This window comes from Comamonas sp., assembly GCF_009360615.1.
GTDB lineage: Bacteria > Pseudomonadota > Gammaproteobacteria > Burkholderiales > Burkholderiaceae_C > Comamonas.
In genome coordinates this window covers 1-23,590 of record NZ_SPEY01000012.1, presented here as the reverse complement: position 1 = coordinate 23,590, position 23,590 = coordinate 1, and the positions used below count along the sequence as shown (strand labels likewise).

At 65.1% G+C, this 23,590-nt stretch carries 19 protein-coding genes; 17 read left to right on the top strand and 2 right to left on the bottom strand.

The window, feature by feature from the left end:
- Positions 1–41: 41 nt before the first annotated feature.
- From modB to E2583_RS02805, 12 genes are all read left to right on the top strand, one after another.
- Complete coding sequence (gene modB, locus E2583_RS02860; protein WP_291593062.1) at positions 42–722, top strand: molybdate ABC transporter permease subunit; 681 nt, start codon at positions 42–44, stop codon at positions 720–722.
- Positions 719–1,804, top strand: coding sequence for a molybdenum ABC transporter ATP-binding protein (modC, locus tag E2583_RS02855; RefSeq protein ID WP_291593060.1), 1,086 nt, complete (start codon positions 719–721; stop codon positions 1,802–1,804). The genes modB and modC overlap by 4 nt, the downstream gene beginning before the upstream one ends.
- A gap of 396 nt (positions 1,805–2,200) precedes the next feature.
- Positions 2,201–5,251, top strand: a complete 3,051-nt coding sequence (gene fdnG, locus E2583_RS02850) for a formate dehydrogenase-N subunit alpha (protein WP_291593118.1) — start codon at positions 2,201–2,203, stop codon at positions 5,249–5,251.
- Between the two features lie 10 nt (positions 5,252–5,261).
- Positions 5,262–6,173 carry a formate dehydrogenase subunit beta gene (fdxH, locus tag E2583_RS02845; RefSeq protein ID WP_291593058.1) on the top strand — a complete coding sequence of 304 codons (912 nt, stop codon included), beginning with the start codon at positions 5,262–5,264 and terminating at the stop codon, positions 6,171–6,173.
- The gene (locus tag E2583_RS02840) at positions 6,170–6,832 is read left to right on the top strand and encodes a formate dehydrogenase subunit gamma (protein ID WP_291593057.1); all 663 of its coding nucleotides are present in this window, start codon (positions 6,170–6,172) and stop codon (positions 6,830–6,832) included. Before fdxH ends, E2583_RS02840 begins: the two co-directional genes overlap by 4 nt.
- On the top strand, positions 6,829–7,779 hold the full coding sequence (gene fdhE / locus E2583_RS02835; RefSeq protein WP_291593056.1) for a formate dehydrogenase accessory protein FdhE: 951 nt from the start codon (positions 6,829–6,831) through the stop codon (positions 7,777–7,779). Before E2583_RS02840 ends, fdhE begins: the two co-directional genes overlap by 4 nt.
- A 156-nt stretch (positions 7,780–7,935) precedes the next feature.
- On the top strand, positions 7,936–8,799 hold the full coding sequence (gene fdhD, locus E2583_RS02830) for a formate dehydrogenase accessory sulfurtransferase FdhD (RefSeq protein ID WP_291593054.1): 864 nt from the start codon (positions 7,936–7,938) through the stop codon (positions 8,797–8,799).
- 96 nt (positions 8,800–8,895) lie between these two features.
- Positions 8,896–9,300 carry a hypothetical protein gene (locus E2583_RS02825; RefSeq protein ID WP_291593052.1) on the top strand — a complete coding sequence of 135 codons (405 nt, stop codon included), beginning with the start codon at positions 8,896–8,898 and terminating at the stop codon, positions 9,298–9,300.
- A gap of 157 nt (positions 9,301–9,457) precedes the next feature.
- On the top strand, positions 9,458–10,786 hold the full coding sequence (miaB, locus tag E2583_RS02820) for a tRNA (N6-isopentenyl adenosine(37)-C2)-methylthiotransferase MiaB (protein ID WP_291593050.1): 1,329 nt from the start codon (positions 9,458–9,460) through the stop codon (positions 10,784–10,786).
- Between the two features lie 187 nt (positions 10,787–10,973).
- Entirely contained in the window at positions 10,974–13,286 is a 2,313-nt protein-coding gene (locus E2583_RS02815) for a hypothetical protein (RefSeq protein ID WP_291593048.1), read from the top strand.
- On the top strand, positions 13,268–14,470 hold the full coding sequence (locus E2583_RS02810) for a hypothetical protein (RefSeq protein WP_291593046.1): 1,203 nt from the start codon (positions 13,268–13,270) through the stop codon (positions 14,468–14,470). Before E2583_RS02815 ends, E2583_RS02810 begins: the two co-directional genes overlap by 19 nt.
- Positions 14,467–15,180 carry a DUF1266 domain-containing protein gene (locus E2583_RS02805; RefSeq protein WP_291593044.1) on the top strand — a complete coding sequence of 238 codons (714 nt, stop codon included), beginning with the start codon at positions 14,467–14,469 and terminating at the stop codon, positions 15,178–15,180. The genes E2583_RS02810 and E2583_RS02805 overlap by 4 nt, the downstream gene beginning before the upstream one ends.
- 64 nt (positions 15,181–15,244) lie before the next feature.
- Here the strand turns inward: E2583_RS02805 and E2583_RS02800 are convergent, their stop codons facing one another.
- Both E2583_RS02800 and ffh read right to left on the bottom strand, forming a co-directional pair.
- Entirely contained in the window at positions 15,245–15,823 is a 579-nt protein-coding gene (locus tag E2583_RS02800) for a C40 family peptidase (protein WP_291593042.1), read from the bottom strand.
- Between the two features lie 312 nt (positions 15,824–16,135).
- Positions 16,136–17,524, bottom strand: coding sequence for a signal recognition particle protein (ffh, locus tag E2583_RS02795; RefSeq protein ID WP_034394339.1), 1,389 nt, complete (start codon positions 17,522–17,524; stop codon positions 16,136–16,138).
- A gap of 445 nt (positions 17,525–17,969) precedes the next feature.
- Between ffh and E2583_RS02790 the strand changes: the two genes are divergently transcribed.
- The 5 genes from E2583_RS02790 to ampD are packed head-to-tail and all read left to right on the top strand — an operon-like array spanning position 17,970 to position 22,937.
- Positions 17,970–18,776 (top strand): inner membrane protein YpjD, encoded by an 807-nt coding sequence (locus tag E2583_RS02790; protein ID WP_291593037.1) that lies wholly within the window; start codon positions 17,970–17,972, stop codon positions 18,774–18,776.
- On the top strand, positions 18,773–19,018 hold the full coding sequence (locus tag E2583_RS02785; protein WP_003051384.1) for a PP0621 family protein: 246 nt from the start codon (positions 18,773–18,775) through the stop codon (positions 19,016–19,018). Before E2583_RS02790 ends, E2583_RS02785 begins: the two co-directional genes overlap by 4 nt.
- Positions 19,019–19,022: 4 nt before the next feature.
- Entirely contained in the window at positions 19,023–20,828 is a 1,806-nt protein-coding gene (locus E2583_RS02780) for an ATP-binding protein (RefSeq protein ID WP_043375139.1), read from the top strand.
- Positions 20,829–20,875: 47 nt separating this feature from the next.
- On the top strand, positions 20,876–22,327 hold the full coding sequence (locus E2583_RS02775) for a sigma-54 dependent transcriptional regulator (protein WP_200879631.1): 1,452 nt from the start codon (positions 20,876–20,878) through the stop codon (positions 22,325–22,327).
- A complete protein-coding gene (ampD, locus tag E2583_RS02770) occupies positions 22,320–22,937 on the top strand; it encodes a 1,6-anhydro-N-acetylmuramyl-L-alanine amidase AmpD (protein WP_043375145.1) in 618 nt (205 codons plus the stop codon). The genes E2583_RS02775 and ampD overlap by 8 nt, the downstream gene beginning before the upstream one ends.
- The last annotated feature ends 653 nt before the right edge of the window (positions 22,938–23,590 follow it).

Here is a 23,590-nt window from a genome sequence, read left to right as displayed (position 1 = left end):
CGCTCGGCTAAGCTGGGTGCTTCGGGGGCTTTCTGGATGCCATGCAACTCAATGCCGAAGACTATGCAGCCATCTGGCTCACGCTCAAGCTTGCAGGCGTGACCACCGTGCTGCTCATGCTGCTGTGCACGCCGCTGGCCTGGTGGCTGGCCCATACCCGTTCGCGCTGGCGCGGCCCGATCGGTGCCGTGGTGGCACTGCCGCTGGTGCTGCCGCCCACCGTCATCGGTTTCTATCTGCTGGTCACCATGGGCCCCCAGGGGCCCATCGGCAAGATCACGCAGGCCATGGGCCTGGGCAATCTGCCGTTCACCTTTGCCGGCCTCGTGGTCGGCTCGCTGATCTACTCCATGCCGTTCACCGTGCAGCCGCTGCAACGTGCCTTCGAAGCCCTGGGCCCGCGCCCCATGGAGGCGGCGGCCAGCCTGGGCGCCAGTCCGCTGGACCGCTTTCTGACCGTGGCCCTGCCCCTGGCTCGGCCCGGCTTCATCACCGCTGCCGTGCTGACCTTCGCCCATACCGTGGGCGAGTTCGGCGTGGTGCTGATGCTGGGCGGCAATATCCCCGGCGTCACACGCGTGGTCTCGGTACAGATCTACGACCACGTGGAAGCCATGGAGTACGGGCACGCCCATCTGCTGGCGGCCGGAATGGTGGTGTTCTCCTTCATCGTGCTGCTGGCCCTGAACTGGTTGCAGCCCAAGGCGGAGCGCCGCACATGACAGCGGCCCACGTCATCACCGCCCAGCTCAGGCTGACCCGGCCGGACTTTGCACTCGATGTGAATCTACAGCTTCCCGGCCACGGAGTGACGGCCCTGTTCGGCCCCTCGGGCTGCGGCAAGACCACCTGCCTGCGCAGCCTCGCCGGACTGGAACGGGCCCAAGGCCGCGTCACCGTCAACCAGACCGTATGGCAGGACGATGCCGGCCGGCAATGGCTGCCCACGCACCAGCGCGCGCTCGGCTATGTGTTCCAGGAGGCCAGCCTGTTTCCGCATCTTTCGGTACAGCGCAATATCGATTACGGACTCAGGCGCACGCCGCAGCAACGCCGCAAGGTCTCCAAGGAAAGAGCCGTCGAACTGCTGGGCATTGCCCATCTGATGGAACGCATGCCCGCCACGCTCTCGGGTGGAGAGCGTCAGCGCGTGGCGATTGCCAGAGCGCTGGCCACCAGCCCCGAGGTGCTGCTCATGGACGAACCCCTGGCAGCGCTCGATGCCCAGCGCAAGGCCGAAGTCCTGCCCTATCTGGAGCAGCTGCAGCGCCATCTGCAGATTCCCGTGATCTACGTCAGCCACTCCATGGACGAGGTCGCGCGCCTGGCCCAGCACATGGTGCTGCTCGAGGCCGGCAAGGTGCTGGCGCAGGGCGCGGTCACGGAGCTGCTGTCCAGCCTCGATCTGCCGCTGGCCCATGGCGATGTGGCTTCCAGCGTGGTCCATGCCACGGTGCAGGCCCATGACGCGTCCGATCATCTGAGCACACTGGTCTTCGACGGAGGCAGGCTGCAGCTCGTCATGGCCAGACCGCGCGAGCCGGGCAGCCCGGTGCCGCTACGCGTACAGGCGCGCGATGTCAGCCTCAGCCTGCAGCGGCCCGAAGGCAGCAGCATTCTCAACATCCTGCCGGTGCTGGTGCTGGGCCTGCGCGAGGACGGACCGGGCCAGGTCATGGTCTCGCTGCAGGCGGGCGGCACCCGGCTGCTGGCCCGAATCACCCGGCATTCCGCCAGGGCCTTGCAGCTGCAGCCCGGCATGCCGGTGTTTGCCCAGATCAAGGGCATGGCGCTGCTGGACTGAGTGCTGCATCAACCATTTGATTTACATCAAGAAATTTTTCATCGCATACCCGAGGCCTGCGCTAGCCTTTGCTGGACAAACCACCGCTGACTGAATAGATTCGCCATCCTTTGACTTTTATCTAAAAGTCATATGACAAAAAGCTTGAGGGCTTTTGTCGCGTTTCCTCGCTTTGCGAACCGGGCTGTGCCAGCCGGTTCAGTTGCTTGCCATTGGCATCCCTCAACATTCGACGTGGCCCGTGAGGTCCGGCAATGTGTGAGCAATCGTCAAGGTCGAGGCCCCGAGTCCGGGCTGTTCCCCCGGCTCACGGGTGGCTGCGTCAGCGTATGCCGCCACCCGCAAACCTAACGCCCTCCATGGTCATGGGAGCGCGGTTGAAGAAAACAACACATGATGAATCACGGCAGAAGACGTTTCTTCAAGCTGTGCGGTGCCGGCGTCGCCGGCGCCACTGCTGCATCCCTGGGCTTCGCCCCCTCGGTGGCCATGGCCACCTTGCCCCGCCAGTACAAGCTGCTGCGCGCCAAGGAAACCCGCAACAACTGCACCTACTGCTCGGTGGGCTGCGGCATGCTGATGTACAGCCTGGGCGACGGCGCCAAGAACGCCAAGTCCCGGATCTTCCACATCGAGGGCGACCCCGACCACCCCGTCAGCCGCGGCTCGCTGTGCCCCAAGGGCGCCGGAGCCCTGGATTACATCCATTCGGACCAGCGCCTGAAATACCCCGAGGTGCGTGAGGCCGGCAGCAACGAGTGGAAGCGCATCAGCTGGGACGAAGCCAATGAACGCATCGCGCGCCTGCTCAAGGATGATCGCGACGCCAACTTCATCGAAATGAACGACCAGGGCCAGCGCGTCAACCGCTGGCTCAGCACCGGCATGCTGGCCTCCTCGGCCGCCTCCAACGAGACCGGCATCCTGGACTTCCGCTTCGGCCGCGCCCTGGGCATGCTGGGCTTCGACTGCCAGGCCCGCCTGTGCCACGGCCCCACGGTGTCGGCCCTGGCGCCCTCGTTCGGTCGCGGCGCAATGACCAACCACTGGGTGGACATCAAGAACGCCAACGTGATCCTGGTCATGGGCGGCAACCCTGCCGAAGCCCACCCCGTGGGCTTCAAGTGGGCCATCGAAGCCAAGATCCACAACAAGGCCCACCTCATGGTGGTGGACCCGCGCTTCAACCGCACCGCCGCAGTGGCCGACTTCTACGCCCCCATCCGCGCGGGCTCGGACGCCGCCTTTCTCATGGGCGTGGTCAACTACCTGCTGCAGCACGACAAGATCCAGCACGAATACGTCAAGGCCTATACCAATGCCAGCCTGATCGTGCGCGAGGACTATGGCTTCGACGAAGGTCTGTTCAGCGGCTACGACGCCGACAGAAAAGCCTACGACAAATCCAGCTGGACCTATGAGCGCAATGACCAAGGCCATGCGCTGACCGACGAAAGCCTGCAGCACCCGCGCTGCGTGCTGAACCTGCTGAAAAAGCATGTGGAGCGCTACACGCCCGAGATGGTGCAGACCATCACCGGCACCCAGGTCGCCGACTTTCTGCATGTCTGCGAGCAGCTGGCCAGCACCTGCGTTCCGGACCGCACGGCCACCTTCCTCTATGCCCTGGGCTGGACCCACCACACGGCCGGTGCGCAAATCATCCGCGGCGCCGCCATGATCCAGCTGCTGCTGGGCAATATCGGCATGGCCGGCGGGGGCGTCAACGCGCTGCGCGGTCACTCCAACATCCAGGGCTATACCGATCTGGGACTGCTCTCCACCCGCCTGCCCGGCTACCTGAACCTGCCCGAGGACAGGCAGCAGACCATGGAGCAGTATCTGGCGGACGCCACGCCCAAGGCCGACCTGCCCGGCCAGGTCAATTACTGGAAGAACACGCCCAAGTTCTTCGTCAGCCTGATGAAGGATCTGTACGGCGAGCATGCCACGCGCGAGAACAGCTGGGGCTACGACTGGCTGCCCAAGTGGGACCGCAGCTACGACATGCTGGCCTATTTCGATCTGATGTACCGCGGCAAGGTCAACGGCTATATCGCCCAGGGCTTCAACCCCGTGGCCGCCATGCCCGACTCGGGCAAGATCCGCGACGCCCTGTCCAGGCTGAAGTTCCTCGTCATCATCGATCCGCTGCAGACCGAGACCTCCACCTTCTGGAAGAACCACGGCGAATTCAACGACGTGGACCCCGCGAAGATCCAGACCACGGTGTTCCGCCTGCCCTCGTCCTGCTTTGCCGAAGAGAACGGCGCCATCGTCAACTCCGGTCGCTGGCTGCAATGGCACTGGGCCGCGCAGGAGCCGCCGTTCGAGGCGCGCCACGACAGTCGCATCCTGGGCAGCATCTTCATGAAGCTGCGCGAGCTGTACGCCAAGGAAGGCGGCACCTGTCCCGAGCCCGTGATGAATATGCGCTGGGACTACCATGACCCTCACGACCCCCATCCCGAGGAAGTGGCCAAGGAGGCCAACGGCTACGCACTGGCGGATCTGTTCGACGACAACGGCAAGCTGATCGCCAGAAAGGGTGAGCTGCTGTCCGACTTCGGCATGCTGCGCGACGACGGAACGACCTCGAGCTACTGCTGGATCTTCGCCGGCTCGTGGACCGAGGCCGGCAACCAGATGGCGCGCCGCGACAACACCGACACCGGCCTGGGCAACACGCCGGGCTGGGCCTGGGCCTGGCCGGCCAATCGCCGCCTGCTCTACAACCGCGCCTCGGCCGACCCGGCCGGCAGACCCTGGGATCCCAAGCGCCAGATCCTGCACTGGGATGGCAGGAAATGGGGCGGCTCCGACGTGCCCGACTATCCGCTGACCGCCGCACCCAACAGCGGCGTGAGTCCCTTCATCATGCAGCCCGAAGGCCTGGGACGCCTGTTCTCGGCCAAGGGCATGAACGACGGCCCCTTCCCCGAGCATTACGAACCCACCGAAAGCCCGATCGCGGCCAATCCGCTGCATCCCAAGGTCAGCAAGAGCCCCGTGGCGCGCGTGTTCGCCGACGACGCGGCCCGCATGGGCTCGCGTGAGCAGTTTCCCTATGTGGCCACGACCTACTCCATCACCGAGATGTTCCGCCACTGGACCAAGCACTCGCGCCTGAACGCCATCGTGCAGCCCGAGCAGTTCATCGAGCTGTCGGAAAAGCTGGCCGACAGCAAAGGCATCAAGGCCGGCGACATGATCCGGGTCTCCAGCAAGCGCGGCCACATCAAGGGCAAGGCCGTGGTGACCAAGCGCGTGATGACGCTGCAGGTCGATGGCCAGGAGATCGAGCAGATCGGCATCCCCTGCCACTGGGGCTACGAAGGCACGACGCGCAAGGGCTATCTGGCCAATACGCTGAGCCCCGGCATCGGCGATGCCAATGCCCAGACCCCCGAGTTCAAGGCCTTTCTGGTCAACATCGAAAAGGCATAAGGCGAGCCCCATGACCATGCAATCCCAAGATATCGTGCGGCGATCGGCCACCAACGGGCTCACGCCCGCCGCCCGCGCCCGCGACCACAAGGCAGAAGTTGCCAAGCTCATCGACGTCAGCATCTGCATCGGCTGCAAGGCCTGCCAGGTGGCCTGCAGCGAGTGGAACGATCTGCGCGACGATGTGGGCGAGAACTTCGGCGTCTACGACAACCCGCGTGATCTCTCGCCAGAAAGCTGGACGCTGATGCGCTTTGACGAGTATGTCAACGAGCAGGGCAAGCTGGAGTGGCTGATCCGCAAGGACGGCTGCATGCACTGCGAAGACCCGGGCTGCCTCCAGGCCTGCCCCCAGCCCGGTGCCATCGTGCAGTATGCCAACGGCATCGTGGACTTCCAGTCCGAGCAATGCATTGGCTGCGGCTACTGCGTGGCCGGCTGTCCCTTTGACATCCCGCGCATCAGCAAGAAGGACAACAAGGCCTACAAATGCACGCTGTGCTCCGACCGCGTGGCCGTGGGCCAGGAGCCGGCCTGCGTCAAGACCTGTCCCACGGGCGCCATCGCATTCGGCAGCAAGGACGACATGCGGGTCAAGGCCGAAGGCCGCGTGCAGGAAATGAAGACCCGCGGCTTCGACCAGGCCGGCATCTACGACCCGCAAGGCGTGGGCGGCACCCATGTGATGTATGTGCTGCACCATGCCGACCAGCCCGAGCTCTATCACAAGCTGCCCAGGGACCCCAAGATCAGCGCCGTGGTCCGGGGCTGGAAGGGATGGTTCAAGCCGCTGGCGGCCCTGGGTTTCGTGGCCACGCTGGCCGGCGCAGCGGCTCACTACATGGCCGCAGGCCCCAACGAGATCGACGAAGACGAAGACGATACCGGCGAGGACCGCGCCAGGAAAGGAGAAACGGCATGAACAAAGACCGCATGATCTTGCGCACCCCGCTGCCCGATCGCCTCTGCCACTGGGCCATGGTGGTGTGTTTCTTCCTGGTCGCCATGTCGGGCCTGTCCTGGGTGTTCCCCAGCCTGAACTGGCTCAACAGCGTCTTCGGCACACCGCAGCTGGCACGGCTGCTGCACCCCTTCTTCGGCGTCGTGGTGTTCCTGGCCCTGGTCTATCTGTTCGTGCGCTTTGTGAAGTACAACCTGTTCGTCCAGGAAGACCGCATCTGGATGGAGAACCTGAGATCGGTGACGGCAGGAGACCACAGCCGACGACTGCGCATCGGCAAGTACAACGCCGGCCAGAAGCTGCTGTTCTGGGGCATCATGGGCCTGATCTGCGTGCTGCTGCTGACCGGCCTGGTGATCTGGCGCGCCTACTTCGCACACCTGTTCCCGATTCCCGTGCTGCGCGTCGCGCTGGCGCTGCATGCGCTGGCGGGTGTGGGCCTGATCCTGCTGATCCTGGGCCATGTCTATCTGGCCTTCTGGGTCAAGGGATCGATACGCGGCATGGTCACCGGCTATGTCAGCCATGCCTGGGCCCGCGCCCACCATGACCGCTGGCATGAGGAGATCGGCACCAAGCCTGCGGCTGCTGGCAAGGCCAGGGCCGGGAGCACACGATGAGCATCCATCTGGTCCCCGAATCCGAACGCGCGCCCGGCGTGGGCCATATCGCGCCCTTGCGCCTGCCCGCCGCCAGGCTGCCCTACGCCGCACGCGCCAGCCGCCTGCAGCACCTGGCCCAGGGCCATGCCATGGCCGAGTATCTGTTGTGGGCTGCCGAACTCGCCAGCGCCCAGCAGGCCACGGCCGAGGCCCTGCCCCTGCCCGGGCCGGAAGCTGCCGGCCTGGCCGCAGCCTTGCAACAGCGCACGCAAACGCCTCTGCATTCGGCCTTGTGGCCGCGCTCGGCGCACTGGCTGGCGCTGCTCGATGAATTGCTGAACCGGATGGCACAGCAGCCGCGCATGCAGACTGCCGCCATCCGGCAGGCATGGGCGCGCTTGCAGCAGGCCGATACAGCCCGGCGCGAAGCCTGGGCAGACGCCCTGCTGACGGCGCTGCGCAGCGAAGCCCCGGGCGAGGATGCGGCGCTGCCCGAAGCGGGCGTGGCCCAGTTGCTGTGGAGCGCGCTGTCGCTGTACTGGCGCCAGCTGGCCAGCCAGCTGCCCGCCGCCGGCCGGGCCGAGCCGGGCGAGCAACGCCATCTCTGCCCCGTCTGCGGCCACGTGCCCACGGGCAGCCTGGTGCTCGCAGGCGCCCAGGCCGGCGTACGCTATCTGCAATGCAGTCTGTGCGAATGCCAGTGGCATGTGGTGCGCAGCCAGTGCAGCAACTGCGACAGCACGCATGCACTCGACTACTGGTGCCTGGAAGACGAAAAAGCGCCCATCAAGGCCGAGAGCTGCAACGACTGCCAGACCTACCTCAAGGCCTTCTACCAGCAGGCAGACCACCTGCTGGAGCTGGTGGCCGACGACCTGGCCAGTCTGGCCCTGGATGCCGAGATGGAGGACAAGGAGCTGGCGCGCAGCGGGATCAACCCGCTGATGCTGCCGCTGCTGACCTAGGCGGCGAAATCGTCAGGCGCAGGCGGCAGCGGCTGCCCGCTCGATGGACCGCAGCGCGTCCCCTGCTGCCTTCGCAAGACCCCCTTCCGGCCCGCGTCGGCGCAGCGCATTCGACCCTTGTCGGCAAGGGATGCGCGGGCTGACTATCATCGGCCCATGACCGAGTCCGCCTGCCCCATTCCGGCCCAGCCGATTGCACCGCTGCACACCCGCGCCGTGCACTTCTTCAATGCCGGGCAGCAAGAGCGGCAGGAGCGCGTGCTGGCGGCCGAGGTGCCGATTGCGCTGGTCTTCAACGGCATCTCGCATGCGGTGATGATGGGATCGCCCACCGATGCCGAAGACTTTGCCCTGGGCTTTGCGCTGACCGAGGGCATCATCGACAGCGCTGAAGACTGCTACGGCATCGAGGCACGCGCCGTATCTGCCGCTGCCGCCGGCCTGCCCGACGGCATGGACGGCATGGAAGTGCAACTCGACATCGCCTCTCGCTGCTTTGCGCGGCTCAAGGACAGGCGCCGAAGCATGACGGGCCGCACCGGTTGCGGCGTCTGCGGGGTGGAGAGCTTTGCGGCGCTGGATCTGTCGTTTGACGCCCTGCCACCCCAGGACTGGCTGGACCAGGTCGATGCCGCCACCGTGCTCAAGGCGATTGACGCCCTGGCCCCGCACCAGCTCCTCAATGCCGAGGCTGGCGCCCTCCATGCCGCCGGCTGGGCCACACTGGCGGGCGACATCACGGATGTGCGGGAAGACGTGGGCCGCCACAATGCGCTGGACAAGCTGGTTGGACGCCTGGCGCGCACGGGCCGCCTTGGCGAGCCCGGCCTGGTGGTGCTGTCCAGCCGCGGCAGCCATGAACTGGTGCGCAAGTGCGCCAAGGTCGGCATCGCCGCGCTGGCCACGATTTCAGCCCCCACGGAAATGGGCGTGCGCATGGCGGAGCTGACGGGCCTGCGCTTCTGGGGACTTTGCCGACCGCCCAAGGCGGTGCTCTATGCCGCAGGAGGCAAAGCCTGAGCAGGCCTCGCTGCCAAGCGCCAGCCTCTAGAATCACGGCATTGCGGCCAGGGCTCCGGCTCCGACCGCCCCACGATCAGCCCCTGGATATACACCATGAACCGCTGCACCACCACCCGCTTCAGCCGTCGCCTTTGGGGCTGCGCCCTGTTGGCCGCTGTCGCCAGCGCCGGCCTGCCGGCCCTGGCCCAGGGCCTGCCCTCCGACGACACGCGCAACTTCCCCCCGACGGCCCAGTTCGGCGAGCTGACGATCACCAACTTCCCCGAAGTGGCCATCAACGGTACGGCCATTCGCACCACGCCGGGCTTTCGCCTGTTCAGCCGCGAGCGCAGCATCGTTTTTGCCGGCAACTATGCAGGCCAGAAGATGCTGGTGGGCTATGTGATCGAGCCGCAGACCCAGGGCCTGCACACGGCCTGGATTCTGACCCCTGCCGAAATCGAGAAATACAAGCCGATTCAGCCGCGCACCCTGATGCAGCGCGTTTTCGGCAGCTGAGTCCGGCCCGCGCCGACCGCTATTGATTAAAGAGCTGCTTGCGCTTTTTCTGCAAGCAACTCAAGTCACTTATCCATTGAAAACCAGTGATGGCAGGCGTCAGCCGCTATCGCTTTGTGCTTGCAGACACTGCAGGCCCATCTGACAAGAGCGCCCCATGAGCAAGAAAGTCTTTATCAAAACCTTTGGCTGCCAGATGAACGAGTACGACTCGGACAAGATGGCCGATGTGCTGGGTGCGGCCCAGGGTTACGAGCCCACGCAGAACGTGGACGAGGCCGATCTGATCCTGTTCAACACCTGCTCGGTGCGCGAGAAGGCCCAGGAAAAAGTGTTCAGCGATCTGGGCCGCATCCGCCATCTCAAGGAAAAAGGCGTGCTGATCGGCGTGGGCGGCTGCGTGGCCAGCCAGGAAGGCGCCGAGATCATCAAACGTGCTCCATTCGTGGACGTGGTCTTCGGCCCCCAGACCCTGCACCGCCTGCCCGAGTTGCTCAATCAGCGTGCAGCCAAGGCCAAGCCCCAGGTCGATATCTCCTTTCCCGAAATCGAGAAGTTCGACCACCTGCCACCGGCACGCGTGGAAGGCGCTTCGGCCTTTGTCTCCATCATGGAAGGCTGCTCCAAGTACTGCAGCTACTGCGTCGTGCCCTATACGCGCGGCGAGGAAGTCAGCCGCCCGTTCGAGGACGTGCTGGTGGAAGTCGCGGGCCTGGCCGAGCAGGGCGTGAAGGAAATCACGCTGCTGGGCCAGAACGTCAACGCCTACCTGGGCAAGATGGGCGACACCAGCGAGATGGCCGACTTCGCCCTGCTGCTGGAATACGTGGCCGAGATTCCCGGCATCGAGCGCATCCGCTACACCACCAGCCATCCCAACGAATTCACGCCGCGCCTGATCGAGGCCTATGCCAGGATTCCGCAACTGGTCAGCCACCTGCACCTGCCCGTGCAGCACGGCAGCGACAAGATTCTCATGGCCATGAAGCGCGGCTACACGGCCATGGAATACAAGAGCACCATCCGCAAGCTGCGCGCCATCCGTCCCGATCTGGCCATGAGCAGCGACTTCATCGTGGGCTTTCCCGGCGAGACCGAGGAAGACTTCCAGAAGATGATGAAGCTCATCCACGATGTGCGTTTCGACAACTCGTTCAGCTTCATCTTCAGCCCTCGCCCCGGCACGCCTGCGGCCAATCTGCAGGACGACACCCCGCACGAAGTCAAGCTGCGCCGCCTGCAGGAGCTGCAGGCCGTGATCAACCACAACATCAAGGAGATCAGCGAGGAGCGTGTTGGCACGGTGCAACGCCTGCTGGTCGAGGGTGTGAGCAAGCGTGACGGCAGCGAACTGATGGGCCGCACCTATTGCAACCGCGTGGTCAACTTCCCCGGCAACGCGCGCCTGATCGGCCAGATGGTGGATGTGAAGATCACCGAAGCCAAGGCTTACACCTTGCGCGGCGAAGTGCTGCTCAGGGATTGATGGCACGCCAGTCCTCTGCCGGTTCCGCCCAGGCCTGCCGGCCATGCCACGTCAGGCTTTTTTCATGACTGGTTATAAATTCTGTAACAAAAAGTGATGCCTCGCCGGTTGGCACACGCACCGGCAATCCGCAGCTAGGATGGGGGCCTGTTGAGGCCGAGCTGCCTCGGATTGAACGCTGGACACCATGAACCAAACTGCCGCACTGCAGGGCGAAGCCATCTACGCCCTGCTGGATCAAGCCCATGAGCTACTGAACGACTACAACGACGACCAGCCCGGCACCATCAGCCGTCAGGACCGCATCGCGGCGGCGGTGGAGCTGATGGGTCAGCAGAACTTTGCCCCGGCCACCGTGCAGGAGCTCGAGCGCGTGCACGACTTCTGGCTGTACCTCGATCAGCCCGAAGCGGCCAACACCCTGCTGCAACAGCATCGCGCCAACGTCCTTTCCGCCACCGACGAACTGAGCCCGGCGGAAGCGGCGCTGCGCCTGGATCTCAGCGACATCCAGAGCCGCATGGGCTTTGACCAGCCCTGCGCACGTGCACTGCTGGGATCGGCGGCGCAGGCCATTGCCCGGCTGCCCGAAGCCGTGGACAGCGACAGCTACTGGCATGGCTGGCACTGGATGGCTTCGGAGCTGCAGGCCTGGGATGCAGCGGCCACCGGGCTTGAGCTGCAACGCGCCCAGGAACGCCGCAACCCCGACCTGGCCGAAGATGCGGCCTACCTCGATGCCATCGTCTGCGTTCGCAAGGCGGAAATGGCCCACAAAGGCGGCCACGCCAGCGAGGCCGCCAGCCTGGTGCAGAACGCCATCAACCTTCTGCGCGACGCCGCGCCCGACCAGCAGGTGGACTTTGACCGCTGGATGACGCTGGCCGATCATGTCCTGCCGCTGGCCCCGCAAAGCCTGCCCGCGCTGCTCATGGCCTGCGAGCAGCAACTGGCCGCCCGGGAGAATCCACCGCCCTCGCAGGCCGTCAAGGCGCACCGCCAGGTCAAGATCGTGCGACTGCAGGCCCAGGCCTGCGCGCAGGCCGGTCAGCTGGAGGCGGCACTGCAGCTGGCCCCGCAGGGACACTTCGGACTGACGGATGATGCGGGCGATCCCTTCACCGCCTCCTGGCTGGGCTGGCTGGAGCAGACCGGCCGCTTGAAGCAAGCCGCCGATCTGGCACTGGAGAGCGTGCTCCACGCACGCCCCGTCTCGGCCGTGGCCGCTTTCGAGCTGGCCAAGAGGCAGTTCAGCACCGACACGGCCAACGCCATCAGCTGGGCGCTGGTTCTGGCCATTGGCCAGACCGACGAGGACATGCGCCAGTTGCTCGCGCAAGAGGAAATGCCGCTGCACCCGGCGGATTTCTACCTGAACATGGTGCGCGCGGCCCAGCCGACCCATCCGGTGCTGGCATTGCTCGATGGCCTTCGTCTGGCGCGCAAGCGCCAGCTGGAGCAGGCCCTGCCGCTGCTGGAAATCGGCGTCGGCCAGCATCCCGGGATGGCCGACAGCGACAAGCTGCCCACGCTCTGGGCGGCCCGCTTTGCCGCACTGCCCCTCGAAGAAGCACTGGCCCGCCGCTTCCCCGACGCCCATGGCGCGCACTGGTGCTATGCCGCCGGCGTGGTCCTGGACGATGCCGACGATCTCGCGCCTCTGATGGGCGGCAAGAAGAAAGTGCCGCCCCAGGAGGTGCGCGAGCCCCTGGTCGTGCGCTACTACGAGCAAGGCCTGGCCCGCTTCGAGCATTTCTGGGCCACGGGCCAGGGCCGCTTCAAGGATGCCGACCTGCATGTCTACTCCATGCTTTGCAACAACCTGGCGATCAAGTACCGTTTCATGGATCGCTACGACGAAGCTGCCGAGCTGCACCACAAGGGACTGGGCAGCAGTGCGTTTGCCGAGCATCACAACGGCCTGCTGTGGTGCGCGGTCGGCAAGGACGACGATGCGCAGACCGTGGTCGAGGCCGAGCGCCTGTGGCATTTCGCCCAGGAGCATGGCTACAGCCGCCACGAACCCACGCGCTACTTCTCCACCGTCGCGCTGTCGCTCTACAAGCTCGACCGCGACGACGAGATCAGTATCTGGATGGAGCGTCTGGACCAGTGGTTCCACGACCTCGACGAGGCGGAGCAGCGCGAGGTGCGCCGCGACTACCTGGCCTCCCTGATGTCCATGCTGGACTTTTTCTCCAGCACGCGCCCCGAGCTGGTGCTGCCGCGTCTGCGCGCGCATCAGCAGGAAGTCATCGCATTGCAGGACTGCTACCCGCTGCGCCGCCTGGCCTGTGCGCTGGAAGCCTACCCCGAGCTGCTGGAAGAATCCGTGGCACTGCACAGGCAGGCCAACAGCTATCTGGACAAGGACGACGACGAGGACGAGCGGCGCATGTCGCAATCCGGCATCGAGCGCGCCGAGCGCAAGCTCGCCGAGCGCGACGCCCAGGCCGCAGACGCGACCTCGGGTCGCAAGCCATGGTGGAAGTTCTGGTGAACACGGTCGCCGAAAAAGCCACGGCCGCCAGTGCCTACAAGGCGCGCGATGTCGTCAATGCCCCAGCCATCAAGCAGCGCATCAAGGAGCGCAGCGCCGAACGTGGCGACGCCGCCGAAGTGGCAACCTGGCTGGGCAATCACTTCTACCGCCATGTGGTGGGCAATCTGCAGGCCGATGAGCCCGCCGTGCAGCGCATTGCAGATGCCCAGCAGCTGCAGGAACTGGAAGGCCGCCAGCAGCCACCGGCCTGGGCGATGGAGCGGCTCGCGCGCAAGCAGGCCGGCTTTGAGCTACCCGAGCTCTGGTGGGTACAGCCCGACAGCCCGGTCCTGCTCGCGCTGGAGGCGCGGCTGGTGGAGTTTCTTTCCACGCGCAAGGGCACTTCGCTCGAAGGCAAGTTGCAGCGCGTGAACTGCCCGCAGGCGCTGGCGCGCTGGACGTTGGAGCATCTGGCCTTCGAGAAAAAGCAGAACAGCGGCCGGGTGGAGCACAGCCCGGGAGCCGTGCGCGGGCTGATGCGCGGCCAGCACGGCACGTTTGTGGAGTTCGACGGCAGCAGTCCGCAGATGCGACAGGAAATGGCCTATGAAAGCCAGATGATGGGCCACTGCGTGGGCCAGTTCGCCAATCGCAAGTCCTTCAGCGGAGGCTATGGAGAGCACTACGCCGAAGGCCTGGAAACGGGGCGCATGCGGCTGTTCAGCTACCGAACCGGGACGGCCCAGCCACGCATCACCGTCAACGCCTATGTGCAAAAGGACGGCAGGCTGCAGGTCGAACAGATCAAGGGCAAGCAGAACCGGCCGCCGATTGCGCGCTACATGCCCGATGTGGTGGCCCTGCTCAACCACCTGCCGCTCAATGACGAGGTGCCCGAGGATGCCCTGTCCATGGGCATCGTGCGGCGCCCGCCCGAGCTGCTGCAGGCCCACCCCGAACTGGCCCCCTGGTGCTCGGTACAGGACCTGCAGAGCGACAGCGAGCAGCTGTGGCTGTTGCAGCAGCACCCTGCCCTGCTGCCGCAGCTCCATCTTCAGTCACCGCTGATGCAGTGGATGGTGGCGGCACGCAAGGATTCGCTGGACAGCGAAGTCATTGACCGCATGCCCAAATCCGCTGCCCTGAAACAGACCTTGCTGATGGCCAGAAAGCGCCCCTCCCGCGCTGGAGTGCGCTCATGAACGGGTGGACGATTCTCCTGCTCCTCGCGGCGCTGATCTACTGGGTGCTGCGCGGCGGCTTCAAGCGACTCAAGGAAGCCAAGCAGCGCGGCGACATCATCAGCTACCAGGCGGGCAACCAGGAGCGCAACTGGGCGCTGGCACTGGCCCACCCCATGGCCTACCACGCCATGCAGGGCGGATTTGCCAGCGATCTGCATGGCGCGGACGATGCACTGGCCAGGCAGCTGCGCCCCATGATCCTGCATCACCTGGGGCTGCGCACCGATCTCAGCGACGAGCAGGTGCGCCTGCAGTTGCCCGACGCGCTGCGCCAGCGCTGGTTCATGCTGGATCTGCAACGCCTGCAGCGCAGCGACGACGCTCGCGCCGCCATGGCGTTCGCCTGTGCGCGCGTGACCTTCTTCGTGCGCAGCGCCAGGCTTCTGGACTGGATGGATGAAGCCCTGCACTGGGATATCCTGCATCTCAACGCCCAGCGCGCCCAGCAGTGCTTCGACAGCTGGCTCGCCTTCGGCCAGGCCTATGCCCAGGGCCGCATGCAATGGCTGGCCCAGGGACGCAGCGACGTGCTGGGCAAGGCCTTCACGCCCGAAGAGGTGGCGCTGTGGGTGACGCAGGAGCAGCACCCCTGGCATGCGATGCGCTGGGATCTGCCCCTGGGCGGCGAGGGGGCGGCCGCCGCATCCGCCTCCACGGCTGCGGCCTAGGCGGCAGGCGACCGAAAAAAAGGGACTGCCAGGCAGTCCCTTTTTCGCATCCGCCGCACACCGCTCAGGCAAAGATGCTGCGCGCTTCCGTGAATCGCTTGGCGAAGTACACATTGTCCATGCGCACCCGCTGCACCGTCCCTCCGCTGGAGGGTGCGTGCACGAACTGTCCGTTGCCGACAAAAATTCCCATATGGGAATAGCGCCCGCCCAGGGTGTTGAAGAACACAAAGTCGCCGCGCATCAGATCGCGTCCGTCCACCGGATTGCTGGCCAGCGCCCATTGCGATGTGGTGCGGGGGAGCCGGATTTCGGTGATGCCGCCCACGGCCCACTGAATCAGCCCGCTGCAGTCAAAACCCCCTTCTGGGGAGTTGCCGCCGTAGGTGTAGGGGGTATTGACCACCAGCATGGTGCGCGCCAGCAGGGACTCGCGCAACTCTGCATCCAGGCTCAGTGCATTGAGCGGGCGCACCGATGAGCCGCCTTGCGCGGCAGTCCGGGGATTGTCCCTGGTGGTGGAGCAGCCTGCCAGCAGTGCCAGCACCGAGCCCGCCAGCATCAGCGCGCTGCGGCGCTCCAGACATTGAGGCAGAGGCTGCCGCAGACCCGCCTCCACGAAAGTCCTGTCTTGTAGCTTCATGGAAAGACATGTTCTCAGAAAGCCGCCTGCACATCCAGCAATTGCCCCGGGTTGGTGCGCTTCTTTACAAAAAAGTGAGCTGCTAACGCATGCCAGATTAATGATTCAGATGTATTTCCCATCCAAACTTAGACCTGACGTACATCAGCAGCTCACTTTTTACAGATCGCCGATCTCAAACCAGGCTCACCCCAACTCAGGGACAGCGAGCAAGCGCCTATGCCGGCCGCGCCGCCGCGCAGCGAGGCTGTCGTCCCCCGTGGGGGCGCCCGGCCAGGGGAATCCGCGCAGCGGCCTCAGGGGCCTCACATATCAGAACGGCAGCTTGGGCATGCCGCCGCCCATCATTCCCTTCATGGCCTTCATGCCGCCCATCTTCTTCATCATCTTCATCAGACCGCCGCCCTTGAACTTCTTCATCATGGTCTGCATCTGCTCGAACTCCTTGAGCAGGCGATTGACCTCCTGGACCTGCACGCCGGCACCGTCGGCGATACGCTTTTTGCGCGTGGCCTTGATCAGGGCGGGGTTCTTGCGTTCCTTGAAGGTCATGGAGCAGATGATGCCTTCCTTGCGCTTGATCTCTCGCTCGGCCTTGTCCATGTCGACCTGACCGGCCTTGCCGGCCAGCTCGGCAGGCAGCTTGTCCATCAGGGTCGACAGGCCGCCCATCTGCTTCATCTGCTGCAGCTGGGCCAGAAAATCGTTGAGGTCGAAGCCGTCGCCGCTCTTGAGCTTTTCGGCCATCTTCTGCGCGGCTTCCATGTCCACGCCCTTGGTGACCTGCTCGACCAGGGCCACGATGTCGCCCATGCCCAGCACGCGCTGTGCGTGGCGGTCGGCATCGAAGACTTCCAGGCCGTCGATCTTTTCCGAGACACCGGCAAACTTGATGGGCGCACCCGTGATCTGGCGCACCGACAGCGCCGCACCGCCGCGCGAATCGCCGTCGAGCTTGGTCAAAACGATGCCGGTCAGCGGCAGCGCCTCCTTGAAGGCCTTGGCCGTGTTGACCGCATCCTGACCCTGCATGGCATCGACCACGAACAGGGTTTCGACGGGCTTGAGCGTGGCGTGCAAATCCTTGATTTCCGCCATCAGCAGCTCGTCGATGGCCAGACGGCCGGCCGTGTCCACCAGCAGCACATCGAAGAAATGCTTTTTGGCGTAGTCGATCGCGGCCACGGCGATATCGTGGGGCTTCTGGTCGGGCGTGGAAGGGAACCACTCGGCACCGGCCTGGGCCGTGACGGTCTTGAGCTGCTCGATGGCCGCAGGGCGATACACGTCACCCGAGACCGTGAGCACCTTCTTCTTGCGCTTCTCGATCAGGTGCTTGGCCAGCTTGGCCGTGGTGGTGGTCTTGCCCGCCCCCTGCAGACCGGCCATCAGAATGACGGCAGGCGGCTGGGCGTTGAGGTTGATGTCCGCCACTCCTTCGCCCATGGTCGCCGCCAACTCCTTGTTGACGATGGACACCAGCACCTGGCCCGGCTGCAGCGAGCTGATGACCTCCTGGCCCAGCGCCTTTTCCTTGACGCGGGCGATGAAATCGCGCACCACGGGCAAGGCCACGTCGGCCTCCAGCAAGGCCATGCGGACTTCGCGCAGCATGTCCTGGACGTTGGATTCGGTAATGCGGGCCTGGCCGCGCATCTCCTTGACAAGGCGCGAGAGTTTATCGGTGAGTGCGGAGGCCATAAGCAAAAAGCATTCGAAAGTTATGGATGGACGGGAGCCATGCGCGAACGCAGCACGGTTCTCCAGGCCGCTTGCCGGCCCGGCCGGGCGGGATGAAGCGGCACGAACCCGCATTTTACCCGCTGCCCTTCATGGACGAGCCCCGCAGGCATGCCGGGACCTGCCCCGGGCGTGCAAAGCCCGCACGCCCTGTCACCCCGCCCCTCGGCTGAAGTGCGCCAGGCCTGCACGAGACCGGCAACGAGGGCTACGCAAGACCTTGGGCACTGCGGGAGATTGCTTCTGCCCGGCCCTGGCAGCCAGGGGATCTACGTTCGCTCGGCAGCAGCGCAGGCGAACCCGCCCAGATCGCCATCGGCTTCGGGCTGCGCTTTATGCGCAAAATTGATGCATGGCTGCATCGTGCAAAGCATGAGTGAAGGCCAGCCGCACTATCATAGAACGCATGTTTTCCCAACCGCTCACCGCAGCTGGTCCCACTGGCTGGATTCTGGCCATAGCGGCAGCCATTGCCTACGCCATCCCTGCACTGGCCACCCAGCACCTGCAAGAAACCGGCGCACGTCGCTGCCTGCGCCTGGCCTGGGCCCTGCATGCCCTCCTGCTCGGCTGGGGCTTGCTGGGCGAGCTGCCGCGCTTCGGCTTTGCGCCCGCTCTTTCGATCACCGCCTGGCTGGTGCTGACCGTCTATGTGGTCGAGCAGCAGCTGTACCCGCAGCTGCGCTCACGCTGGCCGCTGTCCATCCTCGGAAGTGTGGCCGTGCTTCTGGCCGTGGTGTTTCCCGGCACTCCGCTGCATGTCAACGCCTCGGCCTGGCTGCCGCTGCATCTGGCCCTGGGCATTGCTTCCTACGGCCTGTTTGCCGCAGCCGTCGTGCACGGGGCGCTGATGAGCCATGCCGAGCGGCAGATGCGCCAGGGCGGGGACCATGACAGCGGACTGCCGCTGCTGACCCTGGAGCGGCTGACCTTCCGCTTTGTCGGTGCCGGCTTTGTGCTGCTGACCGCCACGCTGGCCGCAGGCTGGCTGTTTGGCGAGCAGCTCTACGGCAAGGCCTGGGTGTGGAATCACAAATCCGTTTTCTCGCTGCTGTCTTGGCTGGCTTTCGCCGTGCTGCTGTTCGGGCGCAAGCGATTTGGCTGGCGCGGCCAGAGCGCCGTGCGCGTTCTCTATATCGGCGCCATCTTTCTGCTGCTGGCCTATGTCGGCTCGCGCTTTGTGATTGAAGTCCTGCTGGAGCGCGCGGCATGAAGTATTTGCTGGTCCTGCTGGTCGTGGTGGTGGCAGTCGGCATCTGGCGCAGCAAGCGCCGCGCCGAAGCGGCAGAGCCCACCCGGACGGCCACCACTCTCCCGCAAGCTCAGACCATGGTGGCCTGCGCACACTGCGGCCTGCACCTGCCGCAGGCAGATGCCGTAAGCGATGCCTCGGGCCAGAGCTTCTGCAGCACGGAACATCGCCGCCTGGCCCAGCAAGAACCCGGCAGCCACTGATCCCATGGTGAACTCCACCTCACCCTGGCAGCACACCGCCATTCCGCTGGATGCGGCCATCAGCCGGCGCGCGGACGCCAGCCTCAACGCCCCGTTTGTGCGCCTGTGGCAGGCCTTCCTCAGCGGCCGCGTGCTGCTGGCGCTGGCCCTCATCCTGCTTCAGACGCTGAACCTGCAGCTGCAGAACATCAGCTCGCCCCTGGCCTGGCTGATCTGTTTCACCTATCTGGCACTCACCGTGGTGCTGCGTCTGGCTGCAGCACGGCATTTGCCAGCACCTCGCGCAGCCCTGCAATGGCTGCCCGTGATCGGTGTCGACATCGCGGTGATCTTTCTGCTGCAGATCTTTCAGGTCGGCTCGCTCAACTACACGGCGCTGCTGGCCATTCCCGTCCTGATCTCCTCGGCACTGGGCGGGCTGATGCTGGCCTTTGGCGCCACGGCCGGCATCACGCTGCTGACGCTGGCCTACACCTTCTGGCAATACCATGGCGGCCTCAACGATGGCGCCCAGTCCTATTACCAGGCGGCTTTTTCCTGTGCCGGCTACTTCTGCGTGGCCTACCTCACGCACGAACTGGCCAAGCGTGTCCGGCGCGAGCGCTCCCAGGCCTTGTTCGACCGCCTGCGCACCCAGACCCAGGAGCAGGTCAACAGCCTGGTGATCAACCACTTCTCCGACGGGGTGCTGGTGGTCGATTCCAGCCTGCAGGTGCTGCAGGCCAATCCTGCCGCGCTGCAGCTGCTGGGCCTGGCCATGGATCACCCTCAGCCTTTTTCCCTGCAGGCCCACAGCTGGTGGGAGCCGCTGGCGCATGCGACACAGGCCAGCTTCGCCCATGCCCGCCCGCTGTCCGCCACCATCCATCTGCAGGCCCATGAGCGCCACGGCGCCACGGGCATCCATGTGCGCACCCGCATCACCGAGGTTTCGGCACCCTACCTGGACGAGGGCCCGCAGGCGCAGGCCAGCCACTCGCTTTGCGTCATGTTTCTGCACGACCTGCGCGAGATGGAGGCGCAGCTGCGCACCGAAAAGCTGGCCTCCATGGGCCGCATGTCGGCGGCCGTGGCGCATGAGATACGCAACCCTCTGGCCGCCATCACCCAGGCCAACGCGCTGCTGGCCGAAGACCTGAGCAGCCAGCCCGGCCCCCAGCAGCTATGCCGCATCGTGGGCCAGAATGCCGACCGGCTGGCCCGCATTGCCGAAGAGATCCTCAATCTGGCGCGCGTGCAACAGGACTCGGAAACCCACCAGGGTCAGTCGCTGCCGCTGGACAATCTGCTGGCCCAGATCAGCCATGAATGGCGCATGCAGGCCACGCCATCCCGCCAGCTATTGCTGCGGCTCAATGCCACGGCCCGCCATATCCTGTTTGATGAAGAGCATCTGCGCCGCGTACTGATCAACCTGCTGGACAATGCCCAGCGCCACCGCAGCAACGCCGGCCATGAGACGGGTCTGCAGCTGATCAGCGGCCATGGGCCTTTGAACGGCCAGCCCCAGGGTCTCGCGCCGCAGGACGACATCTGCTGGTTCATGGTCTGGAGTGACGGGGCACCGCTGGATTCCAGCGTCGAGCGCCATCTGTTCGAGCCCTTCTTCTCCTCCCAGAGCCGCTCCAGCGGCCTTGGACTGTATATCTGCCGCGAGCTCTGCCAGCGCTACGATGCCTCCATCAGCTATCAGCGCCTGAGCCTGCGCACGCCGCAAGGCGATGTGGACGGCAACGCCTTTATCGTGACTCTGCGCAGCGGCCCTGCCTCGCTCGCAAGCCACGGCCTGTTTGACTCGATCATGGTGTAAGCCCAGTGACATCCTCGCCTCACTCCTCCGCAGCAGCCAGCATTCTCGTGGTCGACGATGAACCCGATCTGCGCACGCTCTACGAGCTGACGCTGCTGCGCGAAGGCTACCGCGTGGAAACCGCAGGCTCGGTCCAGGAAGGCATGGCCCAGCTGCAGGAGCGCCATTTCGATGTCGTGATCACCGATATGCGCCTGCCCGACGGGATCGGCATGGAGCTCTTGCTGCAGCTGCGCGATCCGTCGCGCAGCGAGCGCTGCATCGTCATGACGGCCTACGGCTCGGCCGAGAACGCCGTGGAAGCCTTGCGCGCCGGTGCCTTCGACTATCTGACCAAGCCCGTGGACCTGCGCCAGTTCCGCCAGGTCGTGGCCTCGGCCGTACAAGGCATGGGCGCGGTGCCCAAGCCCGGCAATCCGCAGGCCGGTGGCAGCGCACCGGCCCATGACGCGGGGCCGGCAGCCCAGCCTGACGCCCTGGAAGCGCTGGTGGGCAACTCTCAGGCCATGCAACGCGTCAAGCAGCGCATCGCCAAGGTTGCCAAGGGCATGGCTCCCGTGCTGATCCACGGTGAGTCCGGCACGGGCAAGGAGCTGGTGGCGCGCGCCCTGCATGCCTGCAGCCAGCGGGCCGACGGCCCCATGGTCGCCGTCAACTGCGGCGCCATCCCGGAAAACCTGCTCGAAGCCGAATTCTTCGGCGCCCGCAAGGGCTCCTATACCGGTGCCACGCAGGACAGGCCCGGCTACTTTCAGGCCGCTCAGGGTGGCACCCTGTTTCTCGACGAGATCGGCGATCTGCCCCTGGCCATGCAGGCCAAGCTGCTGCGCGCCATCCAGGAGCGCAAGATCCGCCCGCTGGGCAGCACCCAGGAAGAAGCTGTCGATGTGCGCATCCTCAGTGCCACCCACCGCGACCTGGGCGCGCAAGTGCAGTCCGGCAATTTCCGCCAGGACCTGTTCTACCGGCTCAACGTCATCGAAATCGAGCTGCCCGCGCTGCGCGAGCGCCGCGAAGACCTGGGCCAGCTCTGCCAGGCTTTGCTGCAAAAGCTGGCCCGCGAGTCCGGCCTGCCCACGCCGGAGCTGGACAAGATCAGCCTCCGCCAGATCGCCGGGCTGCCGCTGCCCGGCAATGTGCGCGAGCTGGAAAACGTGCTGCACCGCGCCATTGCACTGGGCGATGAAGGCCCGCTGCGCCTGCCCGAATCCGGCCCCGGCGCCGGTGCTTCGGCAGCGATGCCAGCCCCGGTCTCAGGCACTCAGGCATCGGAGACCGGCGCACCCGCGCCTCAGCACGCGGGCAGTCCGGCCACGCTGCCCGAGGATCTGCAAGGCTGGCTCGACGAGCAGGAGCGCAGCATTCTGGTCAGAGCCCTGCAGGACAACGGCTTCAACCGCACGGCCACGGCGGCCAGGCTGGGCATCAGCCTGCGCCAGATCCGCTACCGCATCGACCGGCTGGGCATCGACCTGCCACACCAGAGCGACAATGTCTGATACCGCCCCCCTTGCCCAAAACCTGCCGCAGCAGCCGGCGTGGCAGGCCGGCTGGTATGGCGCAGCGCGCCACCTGGCCTCGCCCAATTTCGGCCCGCGCCCCGAGCAGGCACGGATAGACCTGGTCGTCATCCACTCCATCAGCCTGCCGCCGGGCCAGTACGGCACGGGCGCTGTCCAGCAACTGTTCACCAACCAGCTCGACTGGGACGCCCATCCTTATTACCAGGGCATTCGCGGCCTCGAAGTCTCGTCCCATTTCTTTGTCACACGCCAGGGCGAGATCTGGCAGTTCGTCAGCTGCGACGACCGCGCCTGGCATGCCGGCGTGAGTCAGTGGCGCGGGCGCGATCGCTGCAACGACGACTCCATAGGCATCGAGCTGGAAGGCCTCGAAGGCCTGAGCTTCGAAGCCCCCCAGTACCAGGCCCTGCAGCAGCTTTGCAGCGCCATCGCCGCGCAATACCCGGTGCAATACATCGCCGGGCACGAGCACATCGCGCCCGGACGCAAGCAGGACCCCGGGCCTGGCTTTGACTGGCAGCGTCTGCAGCAGCAGCTGGGCAGCGCGGGCGGCACCCGGTCATGGGAATTTCCGCCGCGCGCTTAATCGCCGGCCTGATCTTTTCATAGCATCTTCCGCTTGCTGTCTCTTGAATTCCTGGTGATCTAGCACTGAAATTGCCTGATTACAGTCGTCAGGCGCTCCTCTTTTTGCAGGCCCGCTGCATCTATCGCTTCTGCGCCTGGAAGCGGCATGTCAATGGCGCGCGCGCAACAACTGTCGCCTGCATCAAACACGCAAATTTTTTACATATTTCCGGTCCGCTCTCCCGCCGCGCGCAACCGCGCCACAGGCCTTTATTCATGCGGGATGAAGTCATTTTTTCAGCTGTCAAGCGGTGGCCGAAATGTCAGATTCAGTAGTTTCATCAGGTCAGCCAGTTTTAAGCGCGATACACTACCGGTAGTGTTTAAGGGCGCCTCAGACCCCATATCTAGTGTTTACAAGCTGTGCACACCCTGTGCAAACCATGTGTAGACCAAGGCGCCGAATCGTGTTTTTGATGGCCTGCCCACAGTGCAGGCCTTTGTCTGCCTATCCACATACTGACTCAGAGGAACTTATGCAAGAAGCGTTGAACTCACTGCCTTCTGCCGCACCTGCCGGTGCAGCCAATTCTTCCTCCCCCAATGACAGCTACCAGATCATCCGCCGCAGCGGCGATGTGGTGGCTTTCGCACCGCAGAAGATTGCCGTGG